Source organism: Pseudoalteromonas sp. HM-SA03 (assembly GCF_002289345.1).
Classification (GTDB): Bacteria; Pseudomonadota; Gammaproteobacteria; order Enterobacterales; family Alteromonadaceae; genus Pseudoalteromonas.
In genome coordinates, this window is record NZ_NSDG01000046.1 from 57,175 (window position 1) to 73,974 (window position 16,800).

The window sequence follows — 16,800 nt, forward strand, 5'->3', positions numbered from 1 at the left end:
ATCTTTTAGCCGTCTAGGTGTCAAGTTATTTATGAAAAACTTATCCCAAAGCGGTAAAAATTAAATCCATTGGTCTTAAATAAGCTGACCCGCGAAATACGCGCCACTATATCCAATGGTATATGCGATAAGCAGGTAGATACTCATTTTAAGATAGCTTGAGAAGGTTAAGGCTTTTACCTTGCTCATTGCAATGATCCCCGCTGCAGAACCAATGATGAGCATAGAGCCACCAACGCCAGTCGCATAAGTAAAGGTTAACCATTGCGCTGGAGTCATCGTAATGTCTGCTTTTAATAGTGCCGCCGTCAAAGGTACGTTATCTACCGCCGCACTCATTAAACCGACCAAGTAATTTGCGTATTCCGGCGCAAGATGCAGATATAAATCGGTAAACTTAGACAGTACACCGACCTCTTTCAACGCACCAACTAATAACAGCACACCCACAAAGAACAACAAGGTGTCGTATTCAATTTCACGGATATAGTCGATGATTTTCTTATTAACGTCTTTCTTGCGCATCAAGAATTGCGCCATTAAGAACATCAAAGACAAGCCAAATAAGAAAGTTAGCATCGGCGGTACATGGTATTGCACGCTTAAGAATAACGTAGCAAAAATGGTTGATAAGAAGATGAGCGCAATAGTGATATCGGTCTTTTCAATTCTGCGTAATTCTGCCTTTTCAAAGGTAATTTTTTCATTCATACCAATAGAAAGCATGGCTGCTAACACAAATACGCTCAACATAGACGGCATGATCAGCAATAAAAGGTCTGGGATCGTGACTTTATCGGCTAGAAATATCATCAAGGTGGTAACGTCACCTGTGATCAATGATACCCCGCCCGAGTTGACACTGAAGATAATTAACGTCGCATATTTTATTAACTTTTTCGGGTCAAGTTTCAAAGACATGACAACAGCTAATGAAATAAGCGTCGCAGTAATATTATCCGAGATGGATGAAAATATGAATGCAAATGCACCAACCAAAAACATTAGCTTGCGTTCGCTAATATGGGTTGGCATGATCCGATGAACAATATTTTGGATAAACCCTTTTGAGTTCAAGTAGGCAACAAACGTCATGGCAGCCATTAAAAACAACCATAAAGTCGCGATTTCCAAAATGTTATGGTCTAGCTCAATTTGTACAATTTCTGGGCTTTGACCATGAATTGGAGAGATAAAGGCAATAATCCAACATAAAGTACCAAAAAAAAGCGTTGTTTTGGCCTTGTTTACGTGAATAATATCTTCTATAACGATGAGTATAAAAGCGATGGCGATCAGGGTTAGAATAATGGGCGTGACCATAATGCGTAAACAACCTGTAATTAAATGTAACAAGGGGTGGGTTCGTTTTCGCGGCGGATTCTAGCACCATCACAGTCCCCATGCTACGTACGATAAACATTTTGTGACAAATTGATGAAGTAGTGATGTAACTTAGCTACTACACACTGGAAAGTTATGATCCCAGCAAAAAAATTATTAAATACGATAAATGAACACTGGAGCGTACTCGAGCTACTTTTTAAACGATTTAAGCTCGCAGATTTCAGTCTAAAAGATGTACAAAACATCCTAAAACAGAAAAACCCTAGCTGGTCGAGTGAACGAATTTATAAAGAAACCAATCGATTACTCCAACAAGAAATTATTATCCCTTTAGCTAAATCTTCACAGTTAGAAATCAACCGTGCAATCGCTGACTTCGCCAGCTTTCTTTTACAAGAAGAAAGCCTCGGTTTAGCGGAAGAGATCACGGTGCTGGTAAAAGACTTAGAAAGATTAGGTAATCGCATCGCACAAGCTGGTGAAGAGGCTGACTACTCTGAGCTACGCCGTTTTAGCCGCATTATGGACGAGCGCGTTCGTAAAATTGTTAAGCTGTTCGAGCATAACGAAAGCGCTATCATGAACTTGGTTGAACAAGCAAAGTCTGACACCTCAACACTGTCTCTTGGCATGAGATATAAAGCGGTATTGGAAGCGTTTGACGAATATATCGAACCTATGCTGGAAATGGTCGATATTCATGGCCCTTTCCAACGCTGCTTTGATCAAATAGAGCTTCAGGTCAGTGAACAAATTGACGAAATTGAACAATTAGGTCGTGGCGCTGCAGACAAACGTATGCTGGAGCAGCTCAGAACACGCATTTTAGATATGCACCTCATTGGTAGAGAAAGCTTAAGCCGCAGTGCCGATCTCCTCATGCCGTTACGTGAAGAGTTACGCCGCAATACACTCATTACACGCCAAGCCTCTAAAGTCCTTGGACAAATTAGGAAACGCGGCGTTGACCGGTTACTCTCACCAGTTCAACCAGAATTTGTGTCAGACATTCAACGTTTTAACCTCGGGCAAAAGCGTCACATGGTCGCTTATATGGCAAGTCTCGTTGAGTTTGAGCATGAAGAATATCAGCTGCCCGATCACGACGATGTGCCAGCTTATCAAAGCCCTAACATTCCAGATTACAACTCGGTAAAAACGAGATTTCAACAAACCGGTAAAAAGCGCCAGGCACTATTGGGCTTTTTAAGCGATAGCTACCCAGATCTCGAAGCAGACGAAATGCTGTTTCTTTATCAAAAGCTGATCAACGAATCTGACTTGGCACTTAGCCAAGAGCAACAAAAGAGTAAGATCACTATCGCATCGCATACCTTCTCTTTATATCCATTTAGTGCCAAAGCAAAACAAGATTAGCATTATGACGACAATTAACTTAGACATGCTCAATGAACTCCAAGCCATTAATAAAAAACTGGTGAGCGGGTATCATATCAGTGAGCAAGACACTACCCTTTGGCAAGAGTTAGATCAGCAAATTGATAGCTATCAAGCGCTATTTTCAGCTTTAGGCCATGACTTACAGCACGATGCCCGTGGCTTTTACTATTTGGCAAGCGATGAAAGCACGCCAAATATGGGGAAAATTTCCCGCGCAATTGCCCTAACCATTTATATTTTGATTGAGCACTATGCCAACCAAGGTAAAGATCCGCTTCGCGTACTATTTGATGAAAGCTGCGATTTAGAGCTAATGCAAACCATAGTGCAGCTCAATAAGCATCTTTTTGACCAGCTGGAGATTTTTTCGGGCTCAGATCTCAGAAAAGACGTGTTTTTACGTATGGTGAGACTGGGTCTAGCCCGTGAGGTTGAGCAAGGCTTTATGCTACTTGCACCGATTTATCGCTACATTGACGCGCTAATGGAAGTAAACGAAGAACAGTATGATATTGAGGACGAGCTATGAGCGAGCAGTTGTACGGCTTAAGTAAACTAGCATTATTAAATACCGCCGGATACGCTAAGTGTGTCATTCCTCTGGATAAAAGCGCGTCTATCTGCGCTCCGAATAACACTGGTAAAAGCTCGGTGATCAATGCGCTGCAGTTTCCACTTATCAACGATTTAAGACTGACTGAATGGGATGGTCACGATTTAGAAGAAACGCGTAAATTCTACTTTTCTTCTGATCAATCCTATATTTTGCTGGAAGCCAACCTCCCCCATGGCGATGTGGTCATTGGCGTTGCGGGGCTGGGGAAAATCGCCGGTTACGCGCACCAGTTTTTTTGCTATCAAGGCAAACTGAACCTTGATGATTACACCCAAGGTAAAAGTATCATCAAGTACACTAAGCTATTTAATCACTTACAGGAAAAACAACTTAAGCCTGTAGAACTAAAAGCACAAGAGCTTAATGCCCTACTCACAGGTGGCGCCACACCATTTGATGGCGATATCAACCTGAAGATGATCCCACTGAATAATGTCCAAGATGCGCCGGTATACAAAGAAATATTCCGTCGTATTCTGAATCTGCATAAGCTCGGCGCACAGGACGTAAAGCGCTTTATGCTCAAGGTGTTCGAACGCCATATGTCGAACTCGAAAGTCGACTTTTATGAAGTCTGGCGTCGCGCTTTTGATAAAGTCAACCGTGCGCGCCGTGAGCTAAATGCGCTGGAGTCGATGCAAGAGCCAATTTCAGCCCTTGAGAAAATGCTTGAAAACGAAGCGGTATTAAAAGGCAAACTGGCGGCTTACGCACCAAAACTCGATTTGGCTTTGGTCGAATATGATAACTATCACAACGAGCAAATTGCAGAGTTGGCAACACAGCTAGAAGACATCGAAGCCGAAAAGCGCGAATTTGAGTCTAAGCAGCAGCTGTACGTCCAACAGTCTCGTGATATCGAGCGTAAACAAACCCAAATAGAGCAATGGTTTACCGATTTCCACGCGTTAAAACGTGAATTTGAACTAACTAATCATGCAACGCTTAAAACCAATTTAACGCTGTTGAAAAAGGAATATGAGCAACTTTCCTTCTCAATTAATAGTGCACAGGGGCAAAGTCTCCATACCCTTGATTTTCGCATCAACGAAACACAAAAGCAGATTAAGAGTTTAAAACTGCAACTCAAGAACCTTGAGTTCAACCTGTTTACTCGTATGCGTGAAGATCTTTCTTTAAAAGAAGTGGAAGAAATCTCACGGATCTTGAACCCAGATTTATTATCATTTTCAACCACTTCTCAAGGTGAAATTGATATCACCGACGAGGATGCCTTTGGCGCATTTTTAGAGTCGCTATCTAAGTCAGTTCAAGGCGGTGAGCTTAAGGTGCCTGGCGCTACCGTTAAGTTGAAAAAACTAAGTCCAGTACAAATGCAAAGCGGTGAGAACAAAGCCCAATTGCAAGCACAGCTGGAGTCACTACAACAGTCGCTTAACGACTTAAAGCAGCAGCGTGAAGTCGCTGCAAATGTCGCTGAAAAGCAAAAAGAACGTGATGCGCTTTATGATGAACTCATGGCAACAGAAGCGGCCATGAAACGCTTTGAGCAATATCAAACCATGTTGCAATCGGTCGATGCTCAACAAGCACTAAAAGAGCAACTAGAGATGGAACGAGAGCAAGTTGATGAATATTTACATGATATTCAACGTAATGCTGGTTCAATTTCAGACCGCCGCTCTATCATTAAAAGCAAGCAAGACTTGTTGGTGCGCCAAGCCGACCGCCTAAAGCAAGTGAAGTCAGAACGTATCGACCACACACTAGACCTATATTCGGGTAAGCTGGCACCATACGAAATCGAAATTAACCTAGATTTTGATAACCTCTCTGAAGTGGTCCACCAGTTTAATAAAGATTGTAATGAGCTTAGAAACTTAGACGTTAATGTGCGTAATACCTACTTGCATATCTACAATGCTGGGATCACTAAGTTTGAAAACGAGTCAGACGTTACTATTAAGTATCAAAAGCTGATCAGCGCGTATCATAACTTAGATAACGAACGAGATGCCGTCGATAAACAAGCACGAGTGGCGCTCACTGAAGTGGCCGCAACCATTAAAGGATTGCGTCAAGACTTAGACCGCTTACGCCGAGAGATGAACAGCTTTAACAAAGGCATAAGCCAGCATCGTATCTCTAACTTGCAGGCATTCAAAATCAATGTCATCCCTCGTAAAATGCTAGTTGATAGCATAGATACCATTATCGGCACTTCAGATTTATATGAAAAAGGCGAAAGCTTAGACTTACTTAGTGAGCAGCCTAGCTCAGAAAAGTCTGTCAATGAGGCGAAAGATCACATCATCAAACTGGCAAGTGATAAAGCGGGATTGACGTTAACCGATCTCTTCGACATTCGCTTTGAAGTGGTCAACCGCGCAGGTGATACTGAGCACTTTGATAAAATTGACTCGGCTGGCTCAAACGGCACGCGGATCACCATCAAGCTTTTATGTGGCATGCTATTTATTCGCTATCTATTATCTGATCAAGAACAAGCAATGTATCGTATCCCAATTTACATCGATGAAGCTGCGGATATCGACCCACAAAACCAAAAGGCTATTATCGAAACCGCACTAAGCTTTGGGTTTGTACCAATTTTTGCATCGGTGAAACCACAGATCAGCTGTGACTACTTGGTGCCGATCCGCAGTGTTGCACAAGGTAGCCAAAACTGGGTGGATGAAAAAGACTGGATAGAAGTGGAACATTAATCTCAAGTTAATGTCTTAGATACAATTATTAAAGGGTGCTTGTCTCTACCATTTAACGCCTTAACACGTTAAGGTAGAGCAGACATCCGACTAAGGAGTAAAGACACATGTTTAAGAATATTGTTATCGCCACTTTGGTGCTGATGTTAGCGGCCTGCGCCAAAACCCCTGATTGGGATTATGATAAGTCTGTACAATTCGCTAACTACAAAACCTATGCTTGGTCACCTGAAGCGGACCTAAAAAATAATGGTCGTGAATACCAAGTCAATGACTTAATGGAAAAGCGGATCCGCAGTGCAATTCAAAACGAAATGAGCAAACAAGGTTTCACCCTCACCGATCCGCAATCGGCTGACTTACTGGTTAACTATCACGCTTCAGTTGATACAAAAATTGAATCTGACTCGCTTCACACCACGTACGGTGCGCGTTGGAACTACTGGGGTATTGGTTGGCAAACACAGACCACAACACGTGAATATGAAGTAGGTACGCTAGTACTCGATATGATAGACAAAGCGTCTAACCAGCTAGTTTGGCGCGGTGCAAAAGAAGGTCGCTTACGTAGCAACCAATCACCAGATCAAAGAACAGCGTCAATTAACAAAACCATTTCGGAATTGCTGGCTAACTTCCCACCACAGCCACAGCACTAAGCGAAAACCGGATCAAGTCTTGGCTTGATCCGAATTCCTCATCACTATTTTGAAGGTGAACAGTCTTAAGGTGAATAAGTCTAAACTTTATCTGTCAGGTTTGATTGTTAGGGTTTAATCAAATATGAGTGCTAAACTCGGCCGTCCAACAGCGATTTCATACCTTAAATCCAATTGTGATAACGGACGCTCGCCCAACTCGTATTTGGACAGAAACGTTTTAGGTCGTCGGCTGTATTCGGTGAATTGCGCATAAAAACTCTATGGGCTAGCGCCGCATTAAGGTGTGAACAGCGTAATACAAAAGCCTCAGCACAACACCTTAATCACTAAAATCAACACATAGCGAAATGCCATGCGTTGCGAATCACTCTTATACAGTTTGTTAAATTGCTACTTTTTCCGTAGCTTTGCATTTGCTGATAACACGATTGAGTCACCTAAAATACGCCTTACGCCAAAATAGCCACCTGACGACGAAAGTTGGTGTACCTGAAGTGAATCTGAGTCAAGCCTATCAAACCAGTATGGAGCTAAAGAGCATTGAGCTGAACCCGTAGCTAGATCTTCAGATATACCAATTTTGGGCGCAAAATATCTTAATACGTACCCATTTTCTCCACTTGCTGCAGTCACGATTAAAGCATGATAATTACCAAGCTGTTTAAAGCGCATATCATCAGGCTTAAAATCTCTTACAGATTCTATTGAGGGCAAGACTATAACTAAGTCTCGAGTTGAAAATACCTCAATAGCATCAACTGCCAAATCCGCTATTTCTGGCGGGACGACACATGTTTCACCTTTCCAGCTAGGCATCTCAAGAGTATACGCACCATTCTTTTTGGCGATTGAGACGTCTCCGTGTTTGCTGCTGAAAAGTACACTATCGAGTTTGTACTTAGAGATGATTGCAGCACCAGCCCCTAAGCTACCATGCCCACACAGGTTAATTTCCCCATCCAGCGCAAACCAACGAATGTGAAACTGTCCATTAATTTTGATAACAAAAGAGGTAACTGGAAGTCCTGCTTCACAAGTTATTTTCTGTAAATCTTCATCAGAAAGCCAACTATCAAGCTCTAATACACCACAAGGGTTACCAGAAGCCGACTCACCACCAAACACATCATATGTTTCTAATTTGATAATTTCCCCCTCGATTGCAATTTAACGCCTAAGCACACCGGCACGAGCTTGCGAGTGTCCGGCAGCCGAAGGCTGCGTAGTGCTGCGTATGGTTATATTTCGCTTCACCAGTGCGCCTTGATTTTATGAAGTTTAATAAGGTATGGGATCTGTATGATTGGCTCTAGACGAATTACTAACCCAGAACCGACAAACATGGTAGCTATAGTTATAAAAAGGCCTATGTAACCAAACACCAAGCAAGCATTTAACCCCCACTCCTTACCAAAAAGTAGGCCATAGGCACAAATACCATTTATTAAAATGATGGTGGATATCGACAATGGCATCAGAGCAAATGCCGGTCCCTCGTACTCTAGGCCAAACATCATGTAAGAAGCTGAAAATCCAAAAAATAGAGAAGTAAGGTAGAAAAACGGGACTAGAGCCCCCATAACAATGAATATCCAGCCAAAAACCTTAATCCACGTCGGGACAAGCGCTTTACGGTACTCTTTCTTGCTAGCACCAGTTTCTCTATTTTCGAGTACCACTTCCATTATGTATCTCCCGAAATATAACATTTTATTCGTGCGCGTGCGCGTTTACCTCGTTGGACCAATGAAAACACGCACAGTTAACTATCTGTATGCAACGAACTTATCAGCATTCTGCTAAATATACCATCTGGAAAAATGCGCATGCGCGTTTCCCAAACCTATTATCTCAAATCGAAAATAAATAACCTATTGATAAAAATAATATTTTTAATTTATTCATGCGTAAACGCGCAAAATTTTTTTCATTATTTTCCTTGATATCCGAGAACTTCAGATAACACTGTATATGTACACAGCCACATAAGGTAAGCAGTTATCATGAGTCTAAAAAGCCCATTTCTGAAAGGTCTTCAGGAAGAAATACGTATGCGTGATTACAGCATTAGTACAGAAAAAACCTACCTATATTGGATTAAGGCATTCATTAACTTTCACCACAAGCGTCACCCTGAGACAATGGGAACGGAAGAGGTTACACAATTTTTAGTCTTCCTTGCCAACCAACGAAATGTGGCTATCAACACACAAAAAATTGCACTTAACGCGCTAGCCTACTTGAGAGGAAAATAAGGAGAAAATAAGTGACATATATGGACGTTCGCTCTGAAGGGAAAAAGGAAACGTAAACAACTTAAAAGCATTAAAATATCTATATTTTTTCAATGCATTAGAAAACAGTTGTAAAAAGGAGATATCTGAAGGCTAAATACTTAAGAAAAGTAAAAATTCAGCAAACCAAGGAGCTCGCACAAGTGGTTTTGGAGCGTTGCGCTGTGCTTAAATCAACACACGACGCAACAATTAAACAAGTTTGTAGTTGGTTTTAAGATTTGTTTTCGCATTTTATCGTCTCTTCCCCAAGACGATAGGCATTATTTGCCAGCACATAAGTTCCCGAAATAATAGCAGTAGTAGGAACGAGTATCGGCGTTAATATAATTCCACTCACGGAATAATACGTATTGGTTTCGTCTGCAACATCGACTATCTTTAGGGTTTTTCTATCAGATGAAATCTCGCACTTGTTGGTGTGAGCAGTATCTTGCACAGGCATTACTACACAAGCGCTGAGTGAGATTATCGGTAACATAATCAGTCTGTTTAACTTCATCACCTTTCCTTGAATTCAGTTTGCAATACTTTCATGACGTCGCTCTTAGACATTACCTCCCTCTAAAGGTTCCCTGTGCTTTACGCTTAAACTGCGCCAAACTGGTATTGTTCTCTACAGTTTTCAGTCTTGATCCAACAGCTATTGTGGCTCAATAAATCCGAGGTACCTCATATAAAATGAAGCACCCCATACTGATCGAGGTTTTAAGATTTACCGAGGTTTTGTTCGTAGATCTTAAGTGCGTGTTCTAAATCTTCTATCAAGTCTTCTACGTCTTCAAGACCGATGTGAAGGCGGATCACGGGGCCCAATGCCCAACCTGTGGTTGATCGCAAGTGCTCCATGGTTTTATTGGCTGTAACTAAACTTTCATAGCCGCCCCATGAAAAACCCATTTTAAAATGGGATAAAGCATCTAAGAAGCGGTTAATCGCCTTTTGGCTACCTTCTTTCATTACGATTGAAAACAAACCATTACTGCCATCAAAGTCTCGCTTGAAGAATTCATGACCGGGGCAAGTCTCAAAAGCGGGATGTCTAACGTGATCCACGAGTGGATGCGCTTCGAGCCATTTCGCCACTATCATTGCCGACTGTTCGTGTTGTCTTAACCTCGCAGGCATAGTACGTAACCCACGTAGTGCTAAATAAGCATCATCTGCAGAGGTACATTGACCCAGTAAATACGAGTGTTCTCTAAGTTCAGGCCAATAACGCTCGTTTGCAACAGCAACCCCCATCATGACATCCGAATGCCCAACAATATACTTGGTTGCCGCTTGAATGCTGATATCAACACCATGATCGAGCGGACGAAATTGCCAGCCATTGCCCCACGTATTATCAAGCATAGTGATAACGCCACGGCGCTTTGCAACTTCAACCATCGCTGGCACATCTTGAACTTCCATGGTGATAGAACCTGGAGACTCTAAGAACAACACTTTGGTATTGTCTTGAATTAACGCGTCAATCTCGGCGCCGGCCATAGGGTCATAATAAGTGGTTTCGATACCGTAGCCTTTTAACAGCTTATCGCACAAATCTCTGGTTGGTTCATACGCAGTATCCACCATCAGCAAGTGATCGCCTGCTTTTAAAAATGACAGTAGTGACTGTGCGATAGCAGCAGCACCAGACGGATATAAGGCGCAACCCGCACCATTTTCAAGCTCAGTAATGGCATCTTGCAAGGCGAAATGGGTATTGGTGCCACGGCGGCCGTAAAACAGGGTGCGATGTCCACGGCCTTTTATCGCTTCTTGCATTTCGGCAACGCTCTCAAAAACTACAGTAGAGGCGCGCTGAACAACTGGGTTTACTACCCCTCTGGTATATTCTGCTTTTCTTCCAGCAGCAACGATTTTAGTATGCTTTTTCATAATTACTCTTCTGATTGTGCACGCCAGTATTCAACTAAATATCTGGAGATAGAGTCTTCTCTGGTGAGTTTATAGCCGGGCTTTGTATCACCCCACTCTGAAAATGTATTAAGCTCTGCCCGTGAAAACCATTTAGCTTGCTCAAGCTCATCTTGCTCGACAAAAATCTCTGTGGTTTTCGCCTTCGCGATAAATCCAAGCATAAGTGAAGACGGGAATGGCCAAGGCTGTGAGGCAATATAAGTGGCGTCGTATGCTTCAACACCCGCCTCTTCCATCACTTCCCTTATCACGGCTTGCTCTAACGATTCGCCGGGGTCAACAAACCCAGCCAGTGTCGAAAATACACCTTCTGGCCAAATTGCCTGACGGCCCAACAAGCAGCGCTCAACGCCATCAGGAAAAACATGAGTGACGAGCATGATAACGGCAGGATCTGTACGTGGAAACGTCATATGCCGGCATTCTGGGTTAACACAACGTCTTGCATGACCTGCTTCAACCATTTTATTGGGTTGCCCACAACGTCCACAAAAACAATGGGTTTTATGCCAGTAACACAAGCCTCGTGCAAGTACACCAATTGAGCCCTGTTGCTTTGGTAAGTTACGACCCACTTGGCGCATGTCGATGAATTCTGACTCGGAGTCAATAAAAGAAAGCTTGTCTCGTTGTTTAGAGACGTCAAGCGCAAAATAGCTGTGCGCTTCGTCACGACCTAAGAATATCGCGTCTTGAAGTGCTAAATCAGCGACTTCTGTGCGAGAAAGATAATGTAATTCATTATCTCGGGCACGCACTAAATTAGCGTCGTCTTGAATTAATAACCAGCGACTATTGTCACCCATTTGAGATAATAACCAGTTTTGATCTTTTCTTTCGTTAGATGCTCTGTCCAACGTCATTTGAGTGTAATACAGCAAGCCCCTATTCCTTCGTGTTCTGGAACATTTTATCCACCTCGGCGAGACCTTAAAACTACCATAGCACAAAGGTACAGGCAAAAAAAAAGCCCATAAATGGGCTTTTGAAAACTACAGTGTGATTTCACACTACAGAGAGGCAAGATAGTCCAACAGCTTTTGATTTTCGTTTTCAATATGCTTATAGAATTCAATATCTTTTAGCTTAGATGCCGCAGCTTCATCGATGACGATTACAGCATCACGATGCATTTGTAGTGCCGAAGCCGGACACGCCGCAGTTAACGGGCCTTCCACCATAGCAACAACGGCATCGGCTTTATTTTCACCAGTCGCTAATAACACGACTTTTTTAGCATCTAAAATCGTGCCAATACCCATTGTGATTGACAAGTGAGGTTGGTACTCATCAGCTTTAAAAAAACGGGCGTTATCGTCAATCGTCGCTTTCGTTAGGGTTTTAACCCGAGTGCGTGACGTTAAGCCAGAAGATGGTTCGTTAAAGCCAATATGGCCATTTCTGCCAATACCTAATAGCTGTACATCAATACCACCAGCAGATTTAATACGCGCTTCATATTCACCGCACGCCGTAATTGGGTTTTTTGCGTCACCCGGTGGTACGTGCGTGTTACTTTTATCAATGTTGATATGGTCAAACAGCTGCTGCTGCATAAAGTAACGATAACTTTGTGGGTGCGAGCCATCTAAACCTAAATATTCATCTAGGTTAAAGCTGGTAACTTCAGCAAAACTGATTTCGTTCGCTTGGTTACGCTTAATTAATTCTTGATACAAAGCGACCGGTGTTGAACCCGTCGCTAATCCCAACACAGAGTTAGCTTTACGCTTTAATTGCGTTGTAAAAATGTCTGCACCATATGCTGCCACTTCGGCAGCGTCTTTTAAAATGACTACTTGCATACGATTAACCAAATGTTGAGATGATTAGAATAAAATGGGATCTGAGCCTTGCCTCGCGTGCAATCAAAGCAAGGTCAGATCGAACCTAATTGGGATACACAACATTAGGTTATTACCATTATGACAACGCTGTCATTATTATCAGAAATAATTCGCTTGTAAAGCAAAAGTGAAAAAAAATATGGATGTTTTTTACTCTATGCAATCTAAAGGTGTTAAAAAGCCCACAACGGTGGGCTTTTTGAAAGGAGGCTTATGAATATTATACACTTACAAAAATACGGCGTTTATACATCCAGTGCAGCACTAAAAGCTGTACCGCCAGTAGCGCAAAAACAGCAATTAATGGTTGCCACGCAGCTGGCACGGAGGCAATCACGCCACCGAATACGCTTTTACTAATAAAGGTCCAATTCACTAAGCTTGACGCCAAATAAATAATAATGGAGTTGGCTCCTATAATAACAAATGGATACGCCCAACGTTGGAAGCTCAGTACATCTACTATCGCGTAAAATACCGCTAGTAGAATTGCACTCCAGCCGACGGTTACTAGCACAAATGAGCTTGTCCACAATTCTTTATTAACTGGAAATTGCATGTCCCAAAGCCAACCTAGTGCTAAGGCGAGTACACCAGATCCTGCCAAAATACCAACAATTTTCCACTCTCCCTGCGTTTGTGCATTGGCAATCGCACGACCAGCAAATACACCTGCGATAGCATTTACAATGGCAGGTAAGCTTGACAGCACACCTTCAGGGTCAACCGGACGATTTTGATAACTGATCCCTGGTAGTAAATACGTATCAATGAACGCATTCCAACTACCAACACCATTTGCACTTAAGTCCCCCGCTTGCCCACCAGGAACCGGGATAAAGCAAAGCAGTAACCAATAAAATATCAATATGCCTACACCCACATAAGCCAAGGTTCGCAAGCTCGTATGCCAAACCAGTAAAGCACAAAAGAACCAAGCAAACGCAATGCGACCTAATACACTGGCGTAGCGAACACCGTCTGGATCCATTGGGATCCCAGTTCCCCAACCATGATTGTATAACACGCCAAAAGCACACAGTAACAAAAGGCGCTTCAGTGCTTTGAGATAAAACGGTTTCCGTTCATTAAAGGGCAGATGATCGATACGTTTAGGCGACAAGCCCATCGCCACACCCGATAAAAAGATAAACAGTGGGAAGATAAGATCATAAAAAGTGAAGCCATGCCAAGGACTGTGCAGTGTATGCGCTTCAAAAGCCTTCCACCCTTGCCATCCGGTCAGTACAAACAGTGCCGCAAAAATAGACTGGCCACCTAAGATCCAGAACATATCCATGCCGCGTAAGGCATCTAAAGACGCAAGTCGTTTTGGCTTATTATTCGTTGTCATTGCTATTTATCCGCGTGAAAACATTAACTATGGATCGCTCAATCAAGCAAATCCATTTGCCTCAAGGTTTGATTTGAGCATTACGCACATTACTGTAACTTTCTGAGTTGTCGATCCACCCATGCTTAACCAAATACCGGCTAAGCTTAAAAAACAAAGCCCCGCGGTACTGCTGCGGGGTTTTATCAGGGAAACTTAAGCGGCCATTTCCGTCCACTATTATTCGATTGCAAATCAGTTATAACAACTGACCACCAATATAGGTTTGCTTCACAATCAAATCGCTGTCGAGCACCACGAAATCAGCATCAGCACCCGATCTTAAGTGCCCCTTTTGAGACAGGCCAAGATATTGCGCAGGGTAAAGAGAGGCCATGCGCAAACTTTCCGCTAGACTCACGTTAAGCGTATTGACAGTGTTTCGCACCGCACTTGCCATATCCAATACACTGCCAGCAAGCTCACCAGTCGTTGAATTTAACCGATCACCGGTACGAATAACTTTTCTGCCATCAAAAAAGTCAAACTCCGTATCATCTGTCCCAACTGGAGGCATGGCATCCGTCACTAGCATCATTTTGCCACGCTGCTTAGTACGAATCGCAAGCTGCGCCGACAATGGATGAACGTGATGACCATCAACAATCAAACCACACCAGCTATTGTCATTCCAAAGCGCAGCGCCGACAACGCCCGGCTCACGCGACGTAAACGCAGACATTGCATTAAATAGATGAGTAAAACCATCAACGCCAACGTTTAGTGCAGCGTTAGCGGTGTCATAGTCCGCGTTTGAATGACCGATACACACTTTCACACCCAATGAAATCAAGCGTTCGATATCGCTAAGTGGCACGGTTTCAGGTGCTAAAGTCACCATTTTGATGCCTAAATCTTGACGCGCGTAAACCGCAAATTCTTGCTCTGAAATTGGTCTGATGAACTTTTCGCTATGCGTACCCTTTTTAGGATGAGATAAGTGTGGACCTTCAAAATGGATCCCAAGCACTCCGGGCTGATTAGTAGCAATCGCTTCTGCTGTTGCATCTGCCGCTTGTTGCATCACTTCAATCTTGTCGGTGATAAGGGTTGGCATTAATCCCGTGGAACCAAACTGACCATGTGCTTTAATCATAGTCGCCAAACATGTCGTGGATTGCTCAGCATTAAAAAATGCACCACCACCACCATTAACCTGTACATCAATAAAACCAGGTGCAACTAGCCCTGGTAGCTTAGATACATTGGTCGCTTGCGACTCATTGATATAACCTATTTGGCCGTTGTTTACTTCGAAGTAAACGTCTGTTCTAAAACTTTCACCATCAAAAAATTCTGGAGCAAAATAACATTGAGTCGTCATTAGTTCGCCTTTTTTAATTCTTGACCTGCACTTTGAATTGCAAAGTAAATTGCCCCCATTTCAGGAGGTTGTTTAGGTAATTGGACTTGCTTTGCAACCTCTGGGTCAAGCCAAGGTTGTAGCGGCTCTGATAATCCGCCGATCATAGAGAGTCTAGGNTCAAGTAAACGCTTCGCTAAACGACTAATATATTCCGCACCAGACTTTACGATAGAAAGGGCAATTTCATCATTTTGCTTGGCTTGCTCTAATACATAACGAGCAAGCTTTGCATAACCGCTAGACGGCTGCCCCGCCATTTGTTCAGCAATACCCATGGCCCCCTTCGCACTGAAGTGCTCTAGTAATACTTGGCTCAATGATGTTTTTTCACCAAGGCCATCAAGATCGAGTAACGCAGCTTTTACCGCCTCTAACCCCATCCATGCGCCACTGCCCATGTCGCCTTGTGCAAAGCCATGACCACCATAGTTCACTGTTTTACCATCAACTAAGGCAAAACCACAGGAGCCGGTGCCCGTGATAATCACCGCACCATCACTACCTTCATGGGCGCCAATACATGCGGTGTGCAAGTCTGTAGTAAGGAACATCTGTTTAAAGGGGTGCTCCCATTGCATAATTTTGTCATAGAGCGCGGGTAAATTAACACCAGCAAGACCTAGGCCTGCATTTAGCTCATGTACTTGCTCAACACGAAGACCCGCGTCTTGTAACGCCATTTGTGTCGACACCATGATAGATTCAAGCGTACGTTCTAAACCATGTAAGGGGTTCGCAGGACCGCCTAGACCCGTACCCAAAACGCCATGTTGAAGAGAATAAATTGTAGCGCGGCATTTTGTTCCACCACCATCGACACCGATGTATAGTTGGTCTTGGTTAACCTGTTTAGCCATCATGTAAAGACCCCTACTTTGCTCTAGATTAGACCGCGTTATTATTTTCGTTAGACACGGTTTTTTATTCATGTTGAATTGATGTTACACAACAAATGACAGCGTTGTCATTAAATTTTTCAAGAAATTTCTTCATTTTGAAAAAAACTAATATTGCACAGTTTATGAGGATTGTCAGTGAAAAATTGCAATAATCATCAAATTACAAGGACTAACAGGGATTAGAAATTGTTAGACACATAATAAAAAAGCGACTCAATATTACATCAAGTCGCTTTATCGATTTAACCTTGTCGTTCAGGTTATTCGCTATCGTAAGTCTAGGGCCTGTTGTTCTTTCAAGTTTGTTTTTGCAGCAGTTTGATTGGTATTGATACAAGGCAGAGCCAGCGTAGCATAGT

General features: G+C 42.8%; 14 protein-coding genes and 1 pseudogene. 5 read left to right on the forward strand and 10 right to left on the reverse strand.

The window, feature by feature from the left end; all coding sequences use genetic code 11:
- Positions 1–75: 75 nt before the first annotated feature.
- Entirely contained in the window at positions 76–1,323 is a 1,248-nt protein-coding gene (gene nhaD / locus CKO50_RS08975; RefSeq protein WP_095727877.1) for a sodium:proton antiporter NhaD, read from the reverse strand.
- Between the two features lie 156 nt (positions 1,324–1,479).
- Between nhaD and CKO50_RS08980 the strand changes: the two genes are divergently transcribed.
- From CKO50_RS08980 to CKO50_RS08995, 4 genes are all read left to right on the forward strand, one after another.
- Complete coding sequence (locus CKO50_RS08980) at positions 1,480–2,724, forward strand: hypothetical protein (protein WP_010604512.1); 1,245 nt, start codon at positions 1,480–1,482, stop codon at positions 2,722–2,724.
- Between the two features lie 4 nt (positions 2,725–2,728).
- On the forward strand, positions 2,729–3,277 hold the full coding sequence (locus CKO50_RS08985) for a hypothetical protein (protein ID WP_010371906.1): 549 nt from the start codon (positions 2,729–2,731) through the stop codon (positions 3,275–3,277).
- Positions 3,274–6,051 carry an ATPase gene (locus tag CKO50_RS08990; RefSeq protein ID WP_095727878.1) on the forward strand — a complete coding sequence of 926 codons (2,778 nt, stop codon included), beginning with the start codon at positions 3,274–3,276 and terminating at the stop codon, positions 6,049–6,051. Before CKO50_RS08985 ends, CKO50_RS08990 begins: the two co-directional genes overlap by 4 nt.
- A 107-nt stretch (positions 6,052–6,158) precedes the next feature.
- On the forward strand, positions 6,159–6,710 hold the full coding sequence (locus tag CKO50_RS08995; RefSeq protein WP_010371911.1) for a DUF4136 domain-containing protein: 552 nt from the start codon (positions 6,159–6,161) through the stop codon (positions 6,708–6,710).
- Between the two features lie 393 nt (positions 6,711–7,103).
- Here CKO50_RS08995 and CKO50_RS09000 read toward each other — a convergent pair whose 3' ends face one another.
- Positions 7,104–7,838, reverse strand: coding sequence for a PhzF family phenazine biosynthesis protein (locus CKO50_RS09000; RefSeq protein WP_095727879.1), 735 nt, complete (start codon positions 7,836–7,838; stop codon positions 7,104–7,106).
- Between the two features lie 125 nt (positions 7,839–7,963).
- Positions 7,964–8,398 (reverse strand): hypothetical protein, encoded by a 435-nt coding sequence (locus CKO50_RS09005; RefSeq protein ID WP_095727880.1) that lies wholly within the window; start codon positions 8,396–8,398, stop codon positions 7,964–7,966.
- Between the two features lie 318 nt (positions 8,399–8,716).
- On the opposite strand from CKO50_RS09005, the pseudogene CKO50_RS09010 reads away from it, so the two are divergent.
- Positions 8,717–8,956 (forward strand): annotated as a pseudogene (locus CKO50_RS09010) (site-specific integrase); the annotation flags it as partial.
- A 265-nt stretch (positions 8,957–9,221) separates the two neighbouring features.
- Here the strand turns inward: CKO50_RS09010 and CKO50_RS09015 are convergent.
- From CKO50_RS09015 to nagK, 7 genes are all read right to left on the reverse strand, one after another.
- Positions 9,222–9,509 (reverse strand): hypothetical protein, encoded by a 288-nt coding sequence (locus CKO50_RS09015; RefSeq protein ID WP_095727881.1) that lies wholly within the window; start codon positions 9,507–9,509, stop codon positions 9,222–9,224.
- 206 nt (positions 9,510–9,715) lie between these two features.
- Positions 9,716–10,894, reverse strand: a complete 1,179-nt coding sequence (locus CKO50_RS09020) for a cystathionine beta-lyase (protein WP_095727882.1) — start codon at positions 10,892–10,894, stop codon at positions 9,716–9,718.
- 2 nt (positions 10,895–10,896) lie between these two features.
- A complete protein-coding gene (nudC, locus tag CKO50_RS09025; protein WP_095727883.1) occupies positions 10,897–11,799 on the reverse strand; it encodes an NAD(+) diphosphatase in 903 nt (300 codons plus the stop codon).
- A gap of 147 nt (positions 11,800–11,946) precedes the next feature.
- Positions 11,947–12,741: a glucosamine-6-phosphate deaminase gene (gene nagB / locus CKO50_RS09030; protein ID WP_045988699.1), complete on the reverse strand. Its 795-nt coding sequence runs from the start codon at positions 12,739–12,741 to the stop codon at positions 11,947–11,949.
- 262 nt (positions 12,742–13,003) lie between these two features.
- Positions 13,004–14,137: a transmembrane glucosamine N-acetyltransferase NagX gene (gene nagX, locus CKO50_RS09035; RefSeq protein ID WP_095727884.1), complete on the reverse strand. Its 1,134-nt coding sequence runs from the start codon at positions 14,135–14,137 to the stop codon at positions 13,004–13,006.
- A 238-nt stretch (positions 14,138–14,375) separates the two neighbouring features.
- Positions 14,376–15,500, reverse strand: a complete 1,125-nt coding sequence (gene nagA / locus CKO50_RS09040) for an N-acetylglucosamine-6-phosphate deacetylase (RefSeq protein WP_095727885.1) — start codon at positions 15,498–15,500, stop codon at positions 14,376–14,378.
- On the reverse strand, positions 15,500–16,402 hold the full coding sequence (nagK, locus tag CKO50_RS09045; RefSeq protein ID WP_095727886.1) for an N-acetylglucosamine kinase: 903 nt from the start codon (positions 16,400–16,402) through the stop codon (positions 15,500–15,502). Before nagK ends, nagA begins: the two co-directional genes overlap by 1 nt.
- Between the last annotated feature and the right edge of the window lie 398 nt (positions 16,403–16,800).